Source organism: Allobranchiibius sp. GilTou73 (assembly GCF_021391335.1).
In the GTDB taxonomy this organism is placed as follows: domain Bacteria; phylum Actinomycetota; class Actinomycetes; order Actinomycetales; family Dermatophilaceae; genus Allobranchiibius; species Allobranchiibius huperziae.
The window spans coordinates 1,297,641-1,312,789 of the sequence record NZ_CP090051.1 but is presented as its reverse complement, the minus strand read 5'-3'; the positions used below and the strand labels follow the sequence as shown (position 1 = coordinate 1,312,789).

The window sequence follows — 15,149 nt, the reverse complement described above, 5'->3', positions numbered from 1 at the left end:
GCGGCGCGCTCGCGTGCGCGCCGTGGGTCTTCTTGTCAGCCACGGGGTTCCTTCTGACGTACGTCGTCTTCTCGGCTGGACTCGCGCGTCACCCGGGGGCCGGACGCGGCGGTGAGGACAGGCATCGGCTCGACCAGGCGCTGCCCGGGGAGCGGTGGCACCGGGTGTCCACCCGCGAACGGGTCGACCTCGTCGGGCACCTGCGTACGGTCGGCGGCTTCCTGCCGTCGTGCGGCGCCGGCGTCCCAGATCCACGCCGCCGCGAGCACGAGAACGGCGGTCGCCGCGATCACGATCAGGGTCGCGCGGTGGATGTTGCGGCCGAACAGGCTCACCTGCGTCTCACCGAGGAAACCGGCGTTCGAGGCGCGGATGAAGGCGATGACGACCACCCAGACCAGGGTGCTCGGGATCATCAGCTTCCAGCCCAGCTTCATGAACTGGTCGTAGCGCACCCGCGGCAGGGAGCCGCGCAGCCACACGAAGAAGAACATGAAGATCCACAGCTTGACGACGAACCAGAGGACGCCCCACCAGCCGTGGTTGAACAGGCCGCCGTCGATGGCCGCGATCCCCGGAGGGGCCTGCCAGCCACCCAGGAAGAGGGTGGTGGCGAGCGCGGATACGGTGAACATGTTGACGTACTCGCCGAGGAAGAACATCGCGAACTTCAGCGAGGAGTACTCGGTGTGGAAACCACCGGTGAGCTCGCCCTCGCCCTCGGCGAGGTCGAACGGCAGTCGGTTGGTCTCGCCGACCATCGTCACCACGTAGATGATGAACGAGAAGAACGCCGGGATGATGTACCAGACCCCGTGGCCCTGGGCCAGGACGATCTGGCTGGTCGACATCGAGCCCGCGTAGAGGAAGACCGCGACGAGCGCGAGGCCCATGGCGATCTCGTACGAGATCACCTGGGCGCTGGAGCGCAGCCCGCCGAGCAGGGGGTAGGTCGAGCCGCTGGACCAGCCGGCGAGCACGATGCCGTAGACGCCGACGCCGGCGACCGCCAGCACCAGCAGCACCGCGACGGGGGTGTCGGTCAGCTGCAGCGGCGTGTAGTGGCCGAACATCCACACGTTGCCCGAGACCGGGATGATCGCGAACGAGACGAACGCCATGGCGCCGGCGATGATCGGCGCGATGATGAACATCAGCTTGTCAGCGTTCTTGGGGGTCAGATCCTCCTTGAGGGCCAGCTTCACCCCGTCCGCCAGCGTCTGCAGCAACCCGAACGGGCCGACCCGGTTGGGGCCGGGGCGCTGCTGCATGCGGCCGATGACGCGTCGTTCGAACCAGATCACCAGCAGCGTCTGGACGAGCAGGAAGACGAAGAGCAGCACCGCCTTGATCAGCGACAGCCACCAGGGCGTGTCGCTGAAGTCCGCGGCCGGCGTGCCGGTGGCGGCCGCCAGACCCGAGAGATGACCCAGCTGCGTCATACCTGCACCTCCGTGCGGCGTCCGAGGGAGACCAGGTCGCCGGCGTCGGCGTGCAGGGTCGCACGCACGGCGCTGCCGGCCGAGTTGGTGGGCAGCCACACGACGTGGTCGGGCATGTCGGTCACGGCGACGGGGGCGCTGATCGCGCCGGCGCGGGTGCTCACCGTGAGCTGGTCACCCTCCCGTACGCCGACCGCCTCCGCGGTGGCCGCGGACAGGCGCGCCGTCGCGACGGGAGCGGTGCCGGCCAGGAACGGCTCACCGTCCTGCATCCGACCGCGGTCCAGCAGGTGCGACCAGGTCGCGAGCACGGCCTGTCCGACGAGCGGGCGCGGTACGCCGGCGGCGCGGACCCGCGGGGCGGTGGGGCGGGCGCCGGTCCACGGACCGAGCTCCTGCATCTCCTCGCGGATCTGCTCGGTGGTGCGGGTGCCGAGGAACTCCCCCAGCTCGCCGGCGAGCAGGTCGAGCACGCGGTAGTCACTCATCGCCAGGCTCTCGATGGCGCGCTCGAAGGGCCGCACGCGACCTTCCCAGTCGACGTACATGCCGGTCTTCTCCTGCTGCGGAGCGACCGGGAAGACCACGTCGGCGTCCTGCGTCACCGCGCTGGCGCGGATCTCCAGGCTCACCGTGAAGGCCCGGCGGACCGCTTCGGTCGCGAGGGCCGGGTCGGGCAGGTCGGCGGTGTCGACACCGCCGACGACCAGACCGGCCAGCTCACCGGACGCTGCCCCGGCGAGCATGGCGGCCGTGTCGCGGCCGGCACCGGCCGGGAGGTCGGCGCCCCACACCGTGCCGACCTGGGACCGCGCGGCCTCGTCGTCGACCGGGCGGCCGCCGGGGAGCAGGTTGGACAGTGCGCCGACCTCGAGCGCGCCGCGCTCACCGGCGCGACGGGGCACCCATGCGATGCGGGCACCCTTGCGGTCGGCGAGCCGCAGTGCGGCCGAGAGGGCACCCGGGACGGTCGCCAGTCGTTCACCCACCAGGATGATCGAGTCACCAGTCAGCTGTGCGCCGTGCTCGGCGAGCTCACCGGTCGTGGCGCTCAGCGCCTCGACGACCTCGGCCTCGGTGCCGGGGGCGGCCTGGATCAGCACGCCGCCCATCTTGGCCAGGCCGCGGGTCGCGAACGGCGCCACCGACAGCACGGCGGCCATGCCCTTGCGGGAGGCCTTGCGCAGCCGCAGGAAGATCATCGGCGACTCCTCCTCGGGCTCCAGCCCGAGGAGGAGGACGGACGACGCGTGCTCCAGGTCCTCGTACGTCACGGCACCGGGCGCACCCGGTCCGGTAGTGGCGACACCGTGAGCGAGGAACGCCGCCTCCTCGGCCGAGTGCGGCCGGGCACGGAAGTCGACGTCGTTGGTGCCGAGCACGAGACGCGCGAACTTGCCGTAGGCATAGGCGTCCTCGGCGCTGATGCGGCCGCCGGTGAGGACACCGACACCGCCGTGCTCACGTGCCGCGGACAGTCCCGCGGCAGCGGCTTCGAGGGCCTCGGGCCATCCGGCGACCCGCAGCTCACCGTCGGCTCCACGCACGAGCGGCGACTGCAGACGGTCGGCGGCGTCGGCGTACGTGAACGCCCAGCGGCCCTTGTCGCAGTTCCACTCCTCGTTGACCGCCGGGTCGAGCAGAGCCATCCGGCGCAGCACGTGGCCGCGGCGGGTGTCGGTGCGGGTCGCGCAACCGCTGGCGCAGTGCTCGCAGACGCTCGGCGTCGAGACCAGGTCGAACGGGCGGGACCGGAAGCGGTACGCCGCGCCGGTGAGCGCGCCGACCGGGCAGATCTGGACGGTGTTGCCGGAGAAGTAGGACTCGAACGGCTTCTCCTCGTAGATGCCGACCTGCTGCAGCGCGCCACGCTCGATCAGGGCGATGAACGGATCGCCGGCGATCTGGTCGGAGAAGCGGGTGCACCGGGCGCACAGCACGCAGCGCTCGCGGTCCAGCAGCACCTGGGAGGAGATGTTGATCGGCTTGGGGTAGGTGCGCTTGACGTCGTCGAAGCGGCTGCGCGGGCGACCGTTGCTGATCGCCTGGTTCTGCAGCGGGCACTCCCCGCCCTTGTCGCAGACCGGGCAGTCCAGCGGGTGGTTGATGAGCAGCAGCTCCATCACGCCCTGCTGCGCCTTGTCGGCGACCTGCGAGGTGTGCTGGGTCTGCACGGCCATGCCCTCGGTCGCCTCGAGCGTGCAGGACGCCTGCGGCTTGGGCATCGGTCGCATCGAGCCGTCCGGGCCCTTGGTGGACACGTCGACCAGGCACTGGCGGCAGGCGCCGACCGGGTCCAGCAGCGGGTGGTCGCAGAAGCGCGGCACCTGGATGCCGACCTGCTCCGCCGCGCGGATCACCAGGGTGCCCTTGGGCACGCTCACGGGGACGCCGTCGACCGTCAGGCTGACGGCGTCGGGCGCCGTGGGCGCAGGGCTGGCGTTCCCACCCTTGTCGACGGCGTTGCCGCCGCCGGCGGGCGAGGTGAGTGTCGTCATACGGACACGGCCTCCTTGATCTCTCGGGCGGGAACGTCGAACAGGACGGAGCGCTCCGGCGGGAAGGCCTCCCACCAGGGGGTGTGCGTGCCGGCTTCGAACTCCTCACGGAAGTAGTGCACCGCGGAGGTCACCGGGCTGGTGGCGCCGTCGCCGAGCGCGCAGAAGCTGCGGCCCAGGATGTTGTCACAGATGTCGACGAGCTTGTCGATGTCCTCCGTGGTGCCCTGCCCGTGCTCCAGGCGCGTGAGGATCTGCTTCAGCCAGAAGGTGCCCTCACGGCACGGCGTGCACTTGCCGCAGGACTCGTGCGCGTAGAAGTCGATCCACCGGCTGACGGCGCGGACCACCGACACCGACTCGTCGAAGATCTGCAGCGCACGGGTGCCCAGCATGGAGCCCGCGGCCGCGACCGACTCGAAGTCCAGCGGCACGTCCAGGTGCTCGTCGGTGAAGATCGGTGTCGAGGAGCCGCCGGGGGTCCAGAACTTCAGCTTCGCGCCGTTCCGCATGCCTCCGGCCATGTCGAGCAGCTCGCGCAGCGTGATGCCGAGCGGCGCTTCGTACTGACCCGGCCGGGTGACGTGCCCGGAGAGGCTGAAGATGCCGTAGCCCTTGGACTTGTCGGTGCCCATCGCGGAGAACCAGTCGGCGCCGTGCAGCACGATCGAGGGCACCGAGGCGATGGACTCCACGTTGTTGACCACGGTCGGGCGGGCGTAGAGCCCGGCGACGGCGGGGAACGGCGGCTTGAGGCGCGGCTGACCGCGCCGGCCCTCCAGGGAGTCCAGCAGCGCGGTCTCCTCACCGCAGATGTACGCGCCGGCGCCGGCGTGCACGGTGACGTCCAGGTCGAAGCCGGTGCCGTGGATGTCCTTGCCCAGATGACCCGCGGCGTACGCCTCCTCGACCGCCTTCAGCAGGCGGCGATAGACGTGCACGAGCTCGCCGCGCAGGTAGATGAACGCGTGGTGGCAGCCGATCGCGAACGACGTGATCGCGACGCCCTCGATGAGGAAGTGCGGCGCCGCGAGCATCAGCGGGGTGTCCTTGCAGGTGCCCGGCTCCGACTCGTCGGCGTTGACCACCAGGTGGCGGGGGCCGCCGTCCGGCTTGGGCAGGAAGCCCCACTTCATGCCGGTCGGGAAGCCCGCGCCGCCGCGGCCGCGCAGCCCGGAGGCCTTGGTCGCGTCGACCAACTCCTCCTGGCTCATCGTCAGGGCCTTGTCCAGCGCCTGGTAGCCCTCGTAGCGCAGGTAGGTGTCCATCGTCCAGCTCTGGGGCTCGTCCCAGAATCGGGTCAGGATCGGTGTCAGGGGTGTACTCATCTGTCGCCCGCCTTCTCGCCGGCCTTGCTGTCGGCAGGGTTTGCTGGGGTGTCGCTGGAGCCGGCCAGTCCCGGTGCCGGTGCGTCGGCGGGACTCTCGGCATCGGAGTCACTGGTGATCTCACCGGAGGAGGCGTACGGGTCGAACCCGTCGGCCTTCGCCAGACGCAGGCCCTCCAGGGACGGCCCGCCGGCGCCGACACCCTCGTCGGCCAGTCCGTCGTTGAAGCCTGCCAGCACCCGGGAGACGTGCTTGAAGCTGCACACCTTCGAGGCTCCCCGGGTGGGGCGCACCTCCTTGCCGGCGCGCAGGTCGTCGACCAGCTGCGTCGCCGACGTGGGCGTCTGGTTGTCGATGAACTCCCAGTTGGCCATCACCACGGGCGCGTAGTCGCACGCGGCGTTGCACTCGACCCGCTCCAGGGTCACCTTGCCGTCCGGGGTGGTCTCGTCGTGCCCGATCCCGAGGTGCTCGCTCAGCGTGTCGAAGATCAGGTCGCCGCCCATCACCGCGCAGAGCGTGTTGGTGCAGACGCCCACGGTGTACTCGCCGTTCGGGTGGCGCTTGTACTGGGTGTAGAACGTCGCCACGCCGCTGACCTCGGCATCGGTCAGCTCCAGCTTCTCGGCGCAGAACGTCACGCCGCGGCCGGTCACGTAGCCGTCGACACTCTGGATCAGGTGCAGCAGCGGCAGCAGCGCCGAGCGCTTCTGCGGGTATCGCGCCACCACCAGGTCGGCGTCGGCGTGCAGAGCGCGCAGCGTCTCCTCGTCGTACGGCGTCTCACTGGCGTGCAGCGGCGTCAGCTCGTGGAACGGAGCCTCCACGTGTGCGTCTGTCATCGGTCTACTCCACCCATCACAGTCAACCCACGAAGTTCTCCTCCGCTGCGCTCCCCCGATACTTCGCGGGGACCCCGAGGAGCCTGAGCCACAGTGATTCTCATCGGTCTACTCCACCCATCACAGGGTCAATGGAGGCGACGGCCACGATGACGTCGGCGACCGAGCCGCCTTCCGCCATCACGGCGACCGCCTGCAGGTTGTTGAACGACGGGTCGCGGAAGTGAGCCCGGTAGGGCCGGGTCGCGCCGTCGGAGACGATGTGGCAGCCGAGCTCGCCCTTGGCGCTCTCGATGGCGGCGTACGTCTGACCCGGCGGGACGCGGAATCCCTCGGTCACCAGCTTGAAGTGGTGGATGAGCGACTCCATCGACTCGCCCATGATCTCGCGAATGTGATCGAGGCTGTTGCCCTGGCCGTCCGAGCCGACCGAGAGCTGCGCCGGCCACGCGATCTTCTTGTCCGCGACCATGACGGGCCCCGGCTCCGCATCGAGGCGTTCGAGGCACTGTTCGACGATCCGCAGCGACTGGTGCATCTCATCGATGCGCACCCGCAGACGGCCGTAGGCGTCGCAGGTGTCGCGCGTCGGGATGTCGAAGTCGTAGGTCTCGTAGCCGCAGTACGGATCGGCCTTGCGCAGGTCGTAGGGCAGACCGGCCGCGCGCAGGATCGGACCGGTGGCGCCCAGGGCGATGCACCCGGTGAGGTCGAGGTATCCGACGCCGACGGTGCGGCCCTTGAGGATCGGGTTCTCGTTGATCAACGCCTCGAGCTCGCCGATGCCGCGCCGGATGTCGGGGATCATCGCCCGCACCTGATCCGTGGTGCCGGCGGGGATGTCCTGTGCTACGCCGCCGGGGCGGACGTAGGCGTGGTTCATCCGCAGTCCGGTGACGGCCTCGAAGACCTGCAGGATGCGCTCGCGCTCACGGAAGCCGATGGTCATGACCGTGGTCGCGCCCATCTCCATGCCGCCGGTCGCGAGGGCCACGAGGTGTGAGCCCATCCGGTTCAGTTCCATCATCATCACGCGGATGACGCTGGCCCGGGCCGGGATCTGATCGGTGATGCCGAGCGCCTTCTCCACCGCGAGGCAGTACGCCGTCTCGTTGTGGATCGGCACCAGGTAGTCCATCCGGGTGCAGAAGGTCACGCCCTGGGTCCAGGTGCGGAACTCCATGTTCTTCTCGATGCCCGTGTGCAGGTAGCCGATGCCGGCCCGCGCCTCGGTGACGGTCTCGCCGTCCAGTTCGAGGATGAGCCGAAGCACGCCGTGGGTCGACGGGTGCTGCGGACCCATGTTGACCACGATGCGCTCCTCGTGCAGCGCCGCGGCCTCGTCGACCAGGTCGTCCCAGTCGCCGCCGACCGCGTTGAGCACGGGTGTGGTGTCGTCGACTCCGTCGTCGGGAGTCGTTGCGCCGAAGGCGTCTTGCTCGGTGGTGGTACTCATCGGTAGGACCTCCGCGTGTCCGGGGGCGGCACGGTGGCGCCCTTGTACTCCACCGGGATTCCGCCCAGCGGGTAGTCCTTGCGTTGCGGGTGACCCGGCCAGTCGTCCGGCATCAGGATCCGGGTGAGAGCGGGGTGACCGTCGAAGATGATGCCGAACATGTCCCAGGCCTCGCGTTCGTGCCAGTCGGCACTGGGATACGTCGACACGATGCTGGGGATGTGCGGGTCGCCGTCGGCGACGCCGACCTCGATACGGATGCGTCTGCTGTTGTTCGTGATCGACAGGAAGTGGTAGACGGCGTGCAGCTCCGCACCGATCTCCTGCGGGTAGTGCACCCCAGAGACGCTGAGGCACATCTCGAAGCGCAGCCGGGGTTCGTCGCGCAGCGCGCGGGCGACCGCGGGCAGGTGCTCCCGACGTACGTACAGCGTCAGTTCGCCGTGCGAGACCACGGTGCGCTCGACCGCCGCGTCGTACGACGAGTCCACCTCCCGCAACGCTGTGCCCAGCGCGTCGGCCACCAGGTCGAAGTAGCCGCCGAACGGCCGCTCGGTGTTGCCCGGGAAGAGCACCGGCCGTTGCAGGCCGCCGTACCCGGTCGTGTCGTTGCCGAGCGACGAGCCGAACATGCCCTCGCGCTGGGCCACGACCACCGGATCGTCATCGTGCTGCTCGCGCGGCTGGACAGCGCCCTCCTGGTCGGCCGTCGTCCGGTCGACGGGACCGCCGGACGGCTCCTTCACCGGTCCGGTCGCGGGGTTGCCGGCGACCGGCTTCGCGTCGTCACTCATCAGGCCGTACCCCCTGGGCGCGATTCCGCGCTCACTCCATTCGCGCCTTCCAGCGCGGCGAACCCGGCGTACCCGCTCGCTGTCATCACGCCAATAGCCCCTTCATCGCGTGCGTGGGCGTTGCCTCGAGGGCGGCGGCCTCCGCGGCGCGGGCGGCCGCGACCCGGTTGACCCCGAACTTCATGCCCTGGATCTGCTTGTGCAGCTCCAGGATCGCGTTGAGCAGCATCTGCGGGCGGGGCGGACAGCCCGGCAGGAAGATGTCGACCGGAATGATGTGGTCCACACCCTGCACGATCGCGTAGTTGTTGAACATGCCGCCAGAGCTCGCGCAGACACCCATCGAGATGACCCACTTGGGCTCGGGCATCTGGTCGTAGACCTGGCGCACGACCGGCGCCATCTTCTGGCTCACCCGGCCCGCCACGATCATCAGGTCGGCCTGGCGCGGGGTGGCGCTGAAGCGCTCCATTCCGAAACGCGCGATGTCGTAGTCGGGGGTGCCGACCGCCATCATCTCGATCGCGCAGCAGGCGAGGCCGAAGGTCGCCGGCCACACCGAGCCCTTGCGCATGTAGCCCGCCACCTGCTCGACCGTGCTGAGCAGGAATCCGGCCGGGAGCTTCTCTTCGATACCCATGTTCACACTTCGATTCGCATTGTCGTGCCCGACATTTCATGCATGTGTTGTGCCGCGCTCAATCCCATTCCAAGCCACCCCGGCGCCACACGTACGCGTAGGCCACGAAGACGGTGATCACGAAGAGCACCATCTCGACCAGCGCGAACAGACCCATCCGGTCGAAGTTCACCGCGAACGGGTAGAGGAAGACGCTCTCGATGTCGAAGACGATGAAGAGCATCGCGGTCAGGTAGTACTTGATCGGCACCCGGCCGCCGCCGTCGGCGTGCGGGCTCGGCTGGATGCCGCACTCGTACGCGTCGGCCTTGGCGCGGTTGTAGCGCTTGGGTCCCGCGAGTCCCGCGGCGCCGAGCACGGAGAAGACCGCGAAGCCGGTGCCGAGGGCGGCGAAGATCAGCAGCGGGTAGTAGGAGTAGTGGTTCATACGGGCTCCTTCACCAAGTCCCGGGCCAGCCCGAGGTTACGACCGATCCACCCGACGACGGGCGCACTGGGGTCCATCATGCCGCCGGTGTCATCCGGGACAGCAGGGCGAGGGCCCTGTCGTCGATCCGGCCACCCGTGGTGTCCCCCAGGTTGGCCATCACCTTCAGCAGGAACTGCATCATCGTCTTGCGCGGCAGGCCGTACTTGACCGCTAGGCGCATGACATCGGGGTTGCCGATCATCTTGGCGAACATCCGGCCCAGCGTGTAGTAGCCGCCGAGCGCGTCGCGCATCACCTGCGGGTAGCTGAGGAGCACACGTTCGCGACTCGCGTCGTCGGTGCGGGCGAACGCCTGGGCCACCACTTCGGCGGCGAGACGGGCCGACTCCATCGCGTAGGCGATGCCCTCGCCGTTGAACGGGTTGACCATCCCGCCGGCGTCGCCGACCAGCAGCAGCCCGTCGGCGTAGTGCGGCTGGCGGTTGAAGCCCATCGGCAGCGCGGCGCCCTTGATGGGGCCGGTGATGGTCTCCTCGTTGTAGGTCCACTCCTGCGGCATGGTGGCGACCCACTGCCGCATGACCTCTTTGTAGTCGGTCTTGCCGAACGCCGAGGAGGTGTTGAGGATGCCGAGGCCGACGTTGGAGGTGCCGTCGCCGACACCGAAGATCCAGCCGTAGCCGGGCAGCAGCACGCGCTTGCCCTGCGCGTCCTTGGACCACAGCTCCAGCCAGGACTCCAGGTAGTCGTCGTCGTGCCGGGGGCTGGTGTAGTACGCGCGGACGGCTACGCCCATCGGGCGGTCCTCGCGCTTCTCGCGGCCCATCGCCAGCGAGAGGCGGCTGGAGTTGCCGTCCGCGGCGATGACCAGCGGAGCGCGGTAGCTCATGGTGGCGCCGGTGGCGCGCCCGTCGACGCCCATCTCCTTGGCCTCGACCCCGACGATGTGCCCGTTCGCGCCGCGGACCGGCGCCACGACGTTCACGCCCTGCCGCAGCTGCGCGCCCTGCTTGACCGCGTGCCGGGCCAGGATGTCGTCGAAGTCCTGGCGGGTGCGCACCAGGCCGTACGGCGGGAAGCTCGCGTTGTCGGGCCAGTCCAGCTGCAGGCGCATGCCGCCGCCGATGATCCGCAGGCCCTTGTTCTTGATCCAGCCGTCGTCCTCGGGCATCGGGATGCCCAGGCTGACGAGCTCGCGCACCGCGCGCGGAGTGAGCCCGTCGCCGCAGACCTTCTCCCGCGGGAAGTGCGTCTTCTCCAGCAGCAGGACGTCGAGCCCGGCCATCGCGAGGTAGGCGGCGACCGACGATCCACCCGGACCGGCGCCGACGACGATGACATCGGCGGTTTCCGGAGCGGACGTGGTAAGCGCGCCGCCCGACAGTGACTGGCTCACGGGGCGTCCTTGGGAGGTCTTGTGACAGTTTTCACGAGCGTCTGAACTCTACGACCGCGTCGTTCGTTCGCGAACTGAGGGCCCCCTAAGAACCACCTGAGGACGGCGCTCACCGGAGTCCACGACCCGGTCAGGGCGCCTTGTGCCCGCGGTGCATCGCGACGATGCCGCCGCTGGAGTTGCGCCACTCGACGCTGGACCAGCCCGCGTCCTGCAACAGGCCGGCCAGTCCCGCCTGGTCCGGCCAGGACTGGATCGACTCGGCCAGATAGACGTAGGACTCGGCATTCGACCCCACGCGACGGGCGATCTTGGGCAGCGCCTGCATCAGGTACTCCGAGTAGACCTTGCGGAAGACCGGGTTGGTCGGCGTGGAGAACTCGCACACGACCAGGCGCCCGCCCGGCTTGGTCACCCGCAGGAACTCCCGCAGCGCGACGACCGGGTCGGAGACGTTGCGCAGGCCGAAGGACATCGTGACCGCGTCGAAGACGGCGTCCGCGAAGGGCAGTCGCATGGCGTCGGCGGCGGCGAACGCGAGATCGGGGTAGGTGCGCACCCCCTGGCGCAGCATGCCGAGGGAGAAATCGGCCGGGACGACGTGGGCGCCGCGGTTCTTGAAGGGCACGCTGCTGGTGCCGGTCCCGGCGGCGATGTCCAGCACGGTCTCGCCCGGCTGCGGATCGACCGAGCCCAGCACGACCTTGCGCCAGCGTCGGTCCTGTCCGAGGGACAGCACGTCGTTGGTCAGGTCGTAGCGCTTGGCGACGTCGTCGAACATCCGGGCGACGTCGGCCGGCTGCTTGTCCAGGCTGGCGCGATTCATGCCCGCATCCTTCCGCACGCCGGTGACCGGCTCGCCGTCCGTACCGCCGAGCCGGTCTGGTAACGGCGCCTCGTGACGTTACCGACGGGTAGCAGATTTAGTTACTCTACGGTAACCTCGGGCTCATCGTGTGACCCCGATCACCTGGAGCGTTCATGAAGACCCGCCGTCCGACCCGAGCAACCCTCGCCGCCCTCGTGGCCGCAGCAGCCGTCGCGGGAGGGGCCGGCGTGAGCATGCCGAGCGCTCACGCCAGCGGCACCGATACGTTCTACAGCTACGACGGCAGCGCGCCGTTGTCGTCGTACGCACCGGGAACCGTGCTCAAGACGCGGACCCTCCCCTACCACGTGGCGGGCATTTCCACCCCCGTCAAGGCCGTGCAACTGCTCTACCGCACCACGGACGCTCGGGGCCGGGCTGTCGCGAACGTGACGTCCGTCCTGAAGCCGACCGGCGCCGCCAACCGCACGAAGGTCGTGTCCTACCAATCGTTCTACGACTCCCTGAACCCGCAGGACTCGCCGTCGCGCTCCATCGCCGGCGACGTCTCGCTGGGCGGCGCCGTCAACAGTGCCGAAACGCTGTTCATCGTGCCGGAACTGCTCCAGGGATACCCGGTGATCGTGGCCGACACCCAGGGTCAGAAGGCCGACTTCGCAGCCGGCCCCGAGTACGGCACCAGCACCCTGGACTCGATCCGGGCGGCGACCGCGTCCTCCGCGACCGGGATCTCACCCGCCGCGAAGGTCGGGCTGCTCGGCTACTCCGGCGGGGCGATCGCGACCAATTGGGCAGCGGCGCTCGCACCCAGCTATGCCCCCGACGTCAACAGGAACCTGGTGGGCGCCACCGAGGGCGGCCTGCTCGTGGATCCGGCGCACAACCTGAGGTACGTCGACGGCTCGTCGTTCTGGGCCGGCGTCTCGCCGATGGCCATCATCGGCGTCGCGCGGGCCTACGGCCTGAACCTGTCGCCGTACCTCAGCGCCTATGGCGCAACCGTCTTCGCCAAGCTCCAGAACGCCTCCATCGCGAACGTGCTGGGTCAGTACCCCGGTCTGACCTACCGGCAGCTGGTGAAGCCCCAGTACGCCGATCCGAACTCGATCCCGATGTTGGTCGAGACGGAGAACAAGCTGAATCTGGGCTCGCGCCCGACGCCGACCGTCCCGCTGTCGATCTCGCAAGGCGAGGGCGGCTGGGCCGAAGGCACCTCCGGTGACAAGCCCGGGATCGGCAAGGGCGACGGCGTGATGATCGCCGGCGACGTGCGCACCCTCGCGCGCCAGTACTGCTCGACCGGCAACAGCTCGGTGCAGTGGACGCCGTACCCCCTGACCAGCCACATCCCGACGGCGGCGCTCTGGGCACCGACCGCTCTGGCGTGGCTGGATGCCCGGTTCGCCGGACTGAAGGCTCCGAGCAGCTGCGGTTCCATCCCCGCCGGCAACCCGCTCACCCCGCAGGCCCCGACCGCGGGTTGATCCACGATCGAGGAGGGCGGGCTCGCGGCGACCGCCGCGCGCCCGCTCGTCGTCGGTGCCTGAAGGCGGCGCATCCGGCCGGGCTAGGGTGATCGGTCGTGACGTCGCTCGTGGCCGCTGGACCCCTCGGCATTCCCGACCTGGTGGTCCGCACCACCCGCATCCCTGACCCCGGTGACCTGGCCCGCCTGATCCCCGACGGCGTGCCGTCCGGCGATGTCGTGAGTTGGATCCGCAGTGGAGACGGGCTGGTCGGCTGGGGCCGCGCCGCGCAGATCGACACCAGCGGGACGCAGCGCTTCCGGGACGCGGCCGACTGGTGGCAGGAGGTCACGACCAGTGCGATCTGCCGCTCCGAGGTCGACCTGCCCGGAGCGGGCCTGGTGGCGTTCGGGTCGTTCGCCTTCGCACCCGACTCCCCGTCCGGCGGGTCGCTCATCGTGCCCTCGACCGTGGTCGGACGGCGCGGCGGCATCGCGTGGGTCACCCGGATCAGCGACCGTCTCGAACCCAACCCGGCACCCGACGTGGCCCCCGCACCGATCGGACCGGGTGCGGCCCGATTCGCCGACGGCGCCCTGAGCGGCGAGCAGTGGACGCAGGCGGTCGCGCACGCCGTACGCGGGATTCTCGCCGGCGAGGTCGACAAGGTCGTGATGGCCCGCGACGTCATCGCGCAGACCGAGGCGCCGATCGACCCGCGGTGGCTGATCGGCCGGCTGGCGGCCCGCTACGCGAACACCTGGAGCTTCGCCGTCGACGGTCTCATCGGCGCCACCCCGGAGATGCTCGTACGCCGCGAGAAGGGCCTGGTCACCTCACGGGTCCTGGCCGGCACGATCCAGCGCACCGGTGACGACACGCACGACCTGGCGCTCGCCGGCTCGCTCGCGCGCTCCTCGAAGGATCTCGAGGAGCACGAGTACGCCGTGCGGTCGGTCGCCGACGCCCTACGCCCGCACTGCTCCTCGATGAACGTGCCCGAGTCGCCGTTCGTGCTGCACCTGCCCAACGTCATGCACCTGGCGACCGACGTGGTCGGGGTGCTCGCGGACTACACCACCTCGCTCACGCTCGCCGAGTCGCTGCACCCCTCGGCCGCGGTGTGCGGCACGCCCACCGACGCCGCAGCGGCGGTGATCGCTTCGCTGGAGCACCTCGACCGCGGCCGCTACGCCGGCCCGGTCGGATGGCTCGACGCGAGCGGCGACGGCGAGTGGGGCATCGCCCTGCGCAGCGGACAGCTCGACCCGGACGATCCCACCCGGATGCGGCTCTACGCGGGCTGCGGGATCGTGGCCGGCTCCGAGCCGGACGCCGAGCTGGCCGAGTCCGAATCCAAGCTGCTGCCGATGCGCGAGGCTCTCGCGGACTGACCAGGTCCCCCGTCCGCGGCATCCGGGATCGTCCCCGCACCGAACGTCGTACAAGCCCTTGCACTCCCCCTCTCGAAGGACGCCCCGATGACCACACTGCACGACTTCACCGCCGACACCCTCGCCGGTCAGGAGCAGCCCCTGTCGCTCTACGACGGCAAGGTGGCCCTGGTGGTCAACACCGCGAGCAAGTGCGGTTTCACCCCGCAGTTCGAGGGACTGGAGACGCTGTGGCGGCGGTTCGGCAGCGAGGGTCTGGTTGTGCTGGGCTTCCCGTGCAACCAGTTCAACTCCCAGGATCCCGGTGACGCTGCGCAGATCGGCGAGTTCTGCCAGGCCAACTACGGCGTGAGCTTCCCGATGTTCGACAAGATCGAGGTCAACGGCGACGGCGCGCACCCGCTCTACCAGTGGCTGCGCAAGCAGAAGGGCGGCCTGCTCGGCAGCCGCATCAAGTGGAACTTCACCAAGTTCCTGGTGGGTCGCGACGGCCAGGTCATCAAGCGCTACGGCCCCACCACCAAGCCCGCCGACATCGCCTCCGACATCGAAGCGGCGCTGTCCGCCCCCGCCTGACCCCCTCGGTTGTCAGCGTCGTTGTGGCGCCGACACCAGAGATCCGCTGACAACCGCT

13 protein-coding genes are annotated in these 15,149 nt (G+C 69.7%); 3 read left to right on the top strand and 10 right to left on the bottom strand.

The annotated features are described in order from the left end of the window. Positions 1 to 35 precede the first annotated feature (35 nt). The 10 genes from nuoH to LVQ62_RS06560 form a co-directional block, all read right to left on the bottom strand. Positions 36 to 1,442, bottom strand: a complete 1,407-nt coding sequence (gene nuoH / locus LVQ62_RS06605; protein WP_179482794.1) for an NADH-quinone oxidoreductase subunit NuoH — start codon at positions 1,440 to 1,442, stop codon at positions 36 to 38. After that, positions 1,439 to 3,940, bottom strand: coding sequence for an NADH-quinone oxidoreductase subunit G (locus tag LVQ62_RS06600; protein ID WP_233766735.1), 2,502 nt, complete (start codon positions 3,938 to 3,940; stop codon positions 1,439 to 1,441). Before LVQ62_RS06600 ends, nuoH begins: the two co-directional genes overlap by 4 nt. Beyond that, positions 3,937 to 5,268 (bottom strand): NADH-quinone oxidoreductase subunit NuoF, encoded by a 1,332-nt coding sequence (gene nuoF / locus LVQ62_RS06595; protein ID WP_233766727.1) that lies wholly within the window; start codon positions 5,266 to 5,268, stop codon positions 3,937 to 3,939. The genes LVQ62_RS06600 and nuoF overlap by 4 nt, the downstream gene beginning before the upstream one ends. Beyond that, positions 5,265 to 6,110 carry an NADH-quinone oxidoreductase subunit NuoE gene (nuoE, locus tag LVQ62_RS06590; RefSeq protein ID WP_233766725.1) on the bottom strand — a complete coding sequence of 282 codons (846 nt, stop codon included), beginning with the start codon at positions 6,108 to 6,110 and terminating at the stop codon, positions 5,265 to 5,267. Before nuoE ends, nuoF begins: the two co-directional genes overlap by 4 nt. Positions 6,111 to 6,210: 100 nt before the next feature. After that, positions 6,211 to 7,566 carry an NADH-quinone oxidoreductase subunit D gene (locus tag LVQ62_RS06585; protein WP_208053113.1) on the bottom strand — a complete coding sequence of 452 codons (1,356 nt, stop codon included), beginning with the start codon at positions 7,564 to 7,566 and terminating at the stop codon, positions 6,211 to 6,213. Next, positions 7,563 to 8,360, bottom strand: a complete 798-nt coding sequence (locus LVQ62_RS06580; protein WP_233766723.1) for an NADH-quinone oxidoreductase subunit C — start codon at positions 8,358 to 8,360, stop codon at positions 7,563 to 7,565. The genes LVQ62_RS06585 and LVQ62_RS06580 overlap by 4 nt, the downstream gene beginning before the upstream one ends. Positions 8,361 to 8,445: 85 nt before the next feature. Further along, a complete protein-coding gene (locus LVQ62_RS06575; RefSeq protein WP_179482805.1) occupies positions 8,446 to 9,000 on the bottom strand; it encodes an NADH-quinone oxidoreductase subunit B family protein in 555 nt (184 codons plus the stop codon). Positions 9,001 to 9,058: 58 nt separating this feature from the next. Then, entirely contained in the window at positions 9,059 to 9,427 is a 369-nt protein-coding gene (locus tag LVQ62_RS06570; RefSeq protein WP_179482807.1) for an NADH-quinone oxidoreductase subunit A, read from the bottom strand. Between the two features lie 76 nt (positions 9,428 to 9,503). Next, a complete protein-coding gene (locus tag LVQ62_RS06565; protein WP_233766721.1) occupies positions 9,504 to 10,826 on the bottom strand; it encodes a geranylgeranyl reductase family protein in 1,323 nt (440 codons plus the stop codon). A gap of 130 nt (positions 10,827 to 10,956) precedes the next feature. Beyond that, positions 10,957 to 11,652, bottom strand: a complete 696-nt coding sequence (locus tag LVQ62_RS06560; RefSeq protein WP_233766719.1) for a demethylmenaquinone methyltransferase — start codon at positions 11,650 to 11,652, stop codon at positions 10,957 to 10,959. 155 nt (positions 11,653 to 11,807) lie between these two features. Here LVQ62_RS06560 and LVQ62_RS06555 point away from each other — a divergent pair, with 155 nt between their 5' ends. From LVQ62_RS06555 to LVQ62_RS06545, 3 genes are all read left to right on the top strand, one after another. Then, positions 11,808 to 13,139, top strand: a complete 1,332-nt coding sequence (locus LVQ62_RS06555) for a lipase family protein (RefSeq protein WP_233766717.1) — start codon at positions 11,808 to 11,810, stop codon at positions 13,137 to 13,139. 98 nt (positions 13,140 to 13,237) lie between these two features. Continuing rightward, on the top strand, positions 13,238 to 14,515 hold the full coding sequence (locus LVQ62_RS06550) for an isochorismate synthase MenF (RefSeq protein WP_370639680.1): 1,278 nt from the start codon (positions 13,238 to 13,240) through the stop codon (positions 14,513 to 14,515). An 87-nt stretch (positions 14,516 to 14,602) separates the two neighbouring features. Then, complete coding sequence (locus LVQ62_RS06545) at positions 14,603 to 15,091, top strand: glutathione peroxidase (protein ID WP_233766715.1); 489 nt, start codon at positions 14,603 to 14,605, stop codon at positions 15,089 to 15,091. Positions 15,092 to 15,149 lie beyond the last annotated feature (58 nt).

Coding starts and splice junctions, on each gene's coding strand:
- LVQ62_RS06560 (WP_233766719.1), bottom strand. CDS start 11,652: ATGAATCGCGCCAGCCTGGACAAGCAGCCGGCCGACGTCGCCCGGATG.
- LVQ62_RS06575 (WP_179482805.1), bottom strand. CDS start 9,000: ATGGGTATCGAAGAGAAGCTCCCGGCCGGATTCCTGCTCAGCACGGTC.
- LVQ62_RS06570 (WP_179482807.1), bottom strand. CDS start 9,427: ATGAACCACTACTCCTACTACCCGCTGCTGATCTTCGCCGCCCTCGGC.
- LVQ62_RS06545 (WP_233766715.1), top strand. CDS start 14,603: ATGACCACACTGCACGACTTCACCGCCGACACCCTCGCCGGTCAGGAG.
- nuoF (WP_233766727.1), bottom strand. CDS start 5,268: ATGAGTACACCCCTGACACCGATCCTGACCCGATTCTGGGACGAGCCC.
- nuoH (WP_179482794.1), bottom strand. CDS start 1,442: ATGACGCAGCTGGGTCATCTCTCGGGTCTGGCGGCCGCCACCGGCACG.
- nuoE (WP_233766725.1), bottom strand. CDS start 6,110: ATGACAGACGCACACGTGGAGGCTCCGTTCCACGAGCTGACGCCGCTG.
- LVQ62_RS06600 (WP_233766735.1), bottom strand. CDS start 3,940: ATGACGACACTCACCTCGCCCGCCGGCGGCGGCAACGCCGTCGACAAG.
- LVQ62_RS06585 (WP_208053113.1), bottom strand. CDS start 7,566: ATGAGTACCACCACCGAGCAAGACGCCTTCGGCGCAACGACTCCCGAC.
- LVQ62_RS06555 (WP_233766717.1), top strand. CDS start 11,808: ATGAAGACCCGCCGTCCGACCCGAGCAACCCTCGCCGCCCTCGTGGCC.
- LVQ62_RS06580 (WP_233766723.1), bottom strand. CDS start 8,360: ATGAGTGACGACGCGAAGCCGGTCGCCGGCAACCCCGCGACCGGACCG.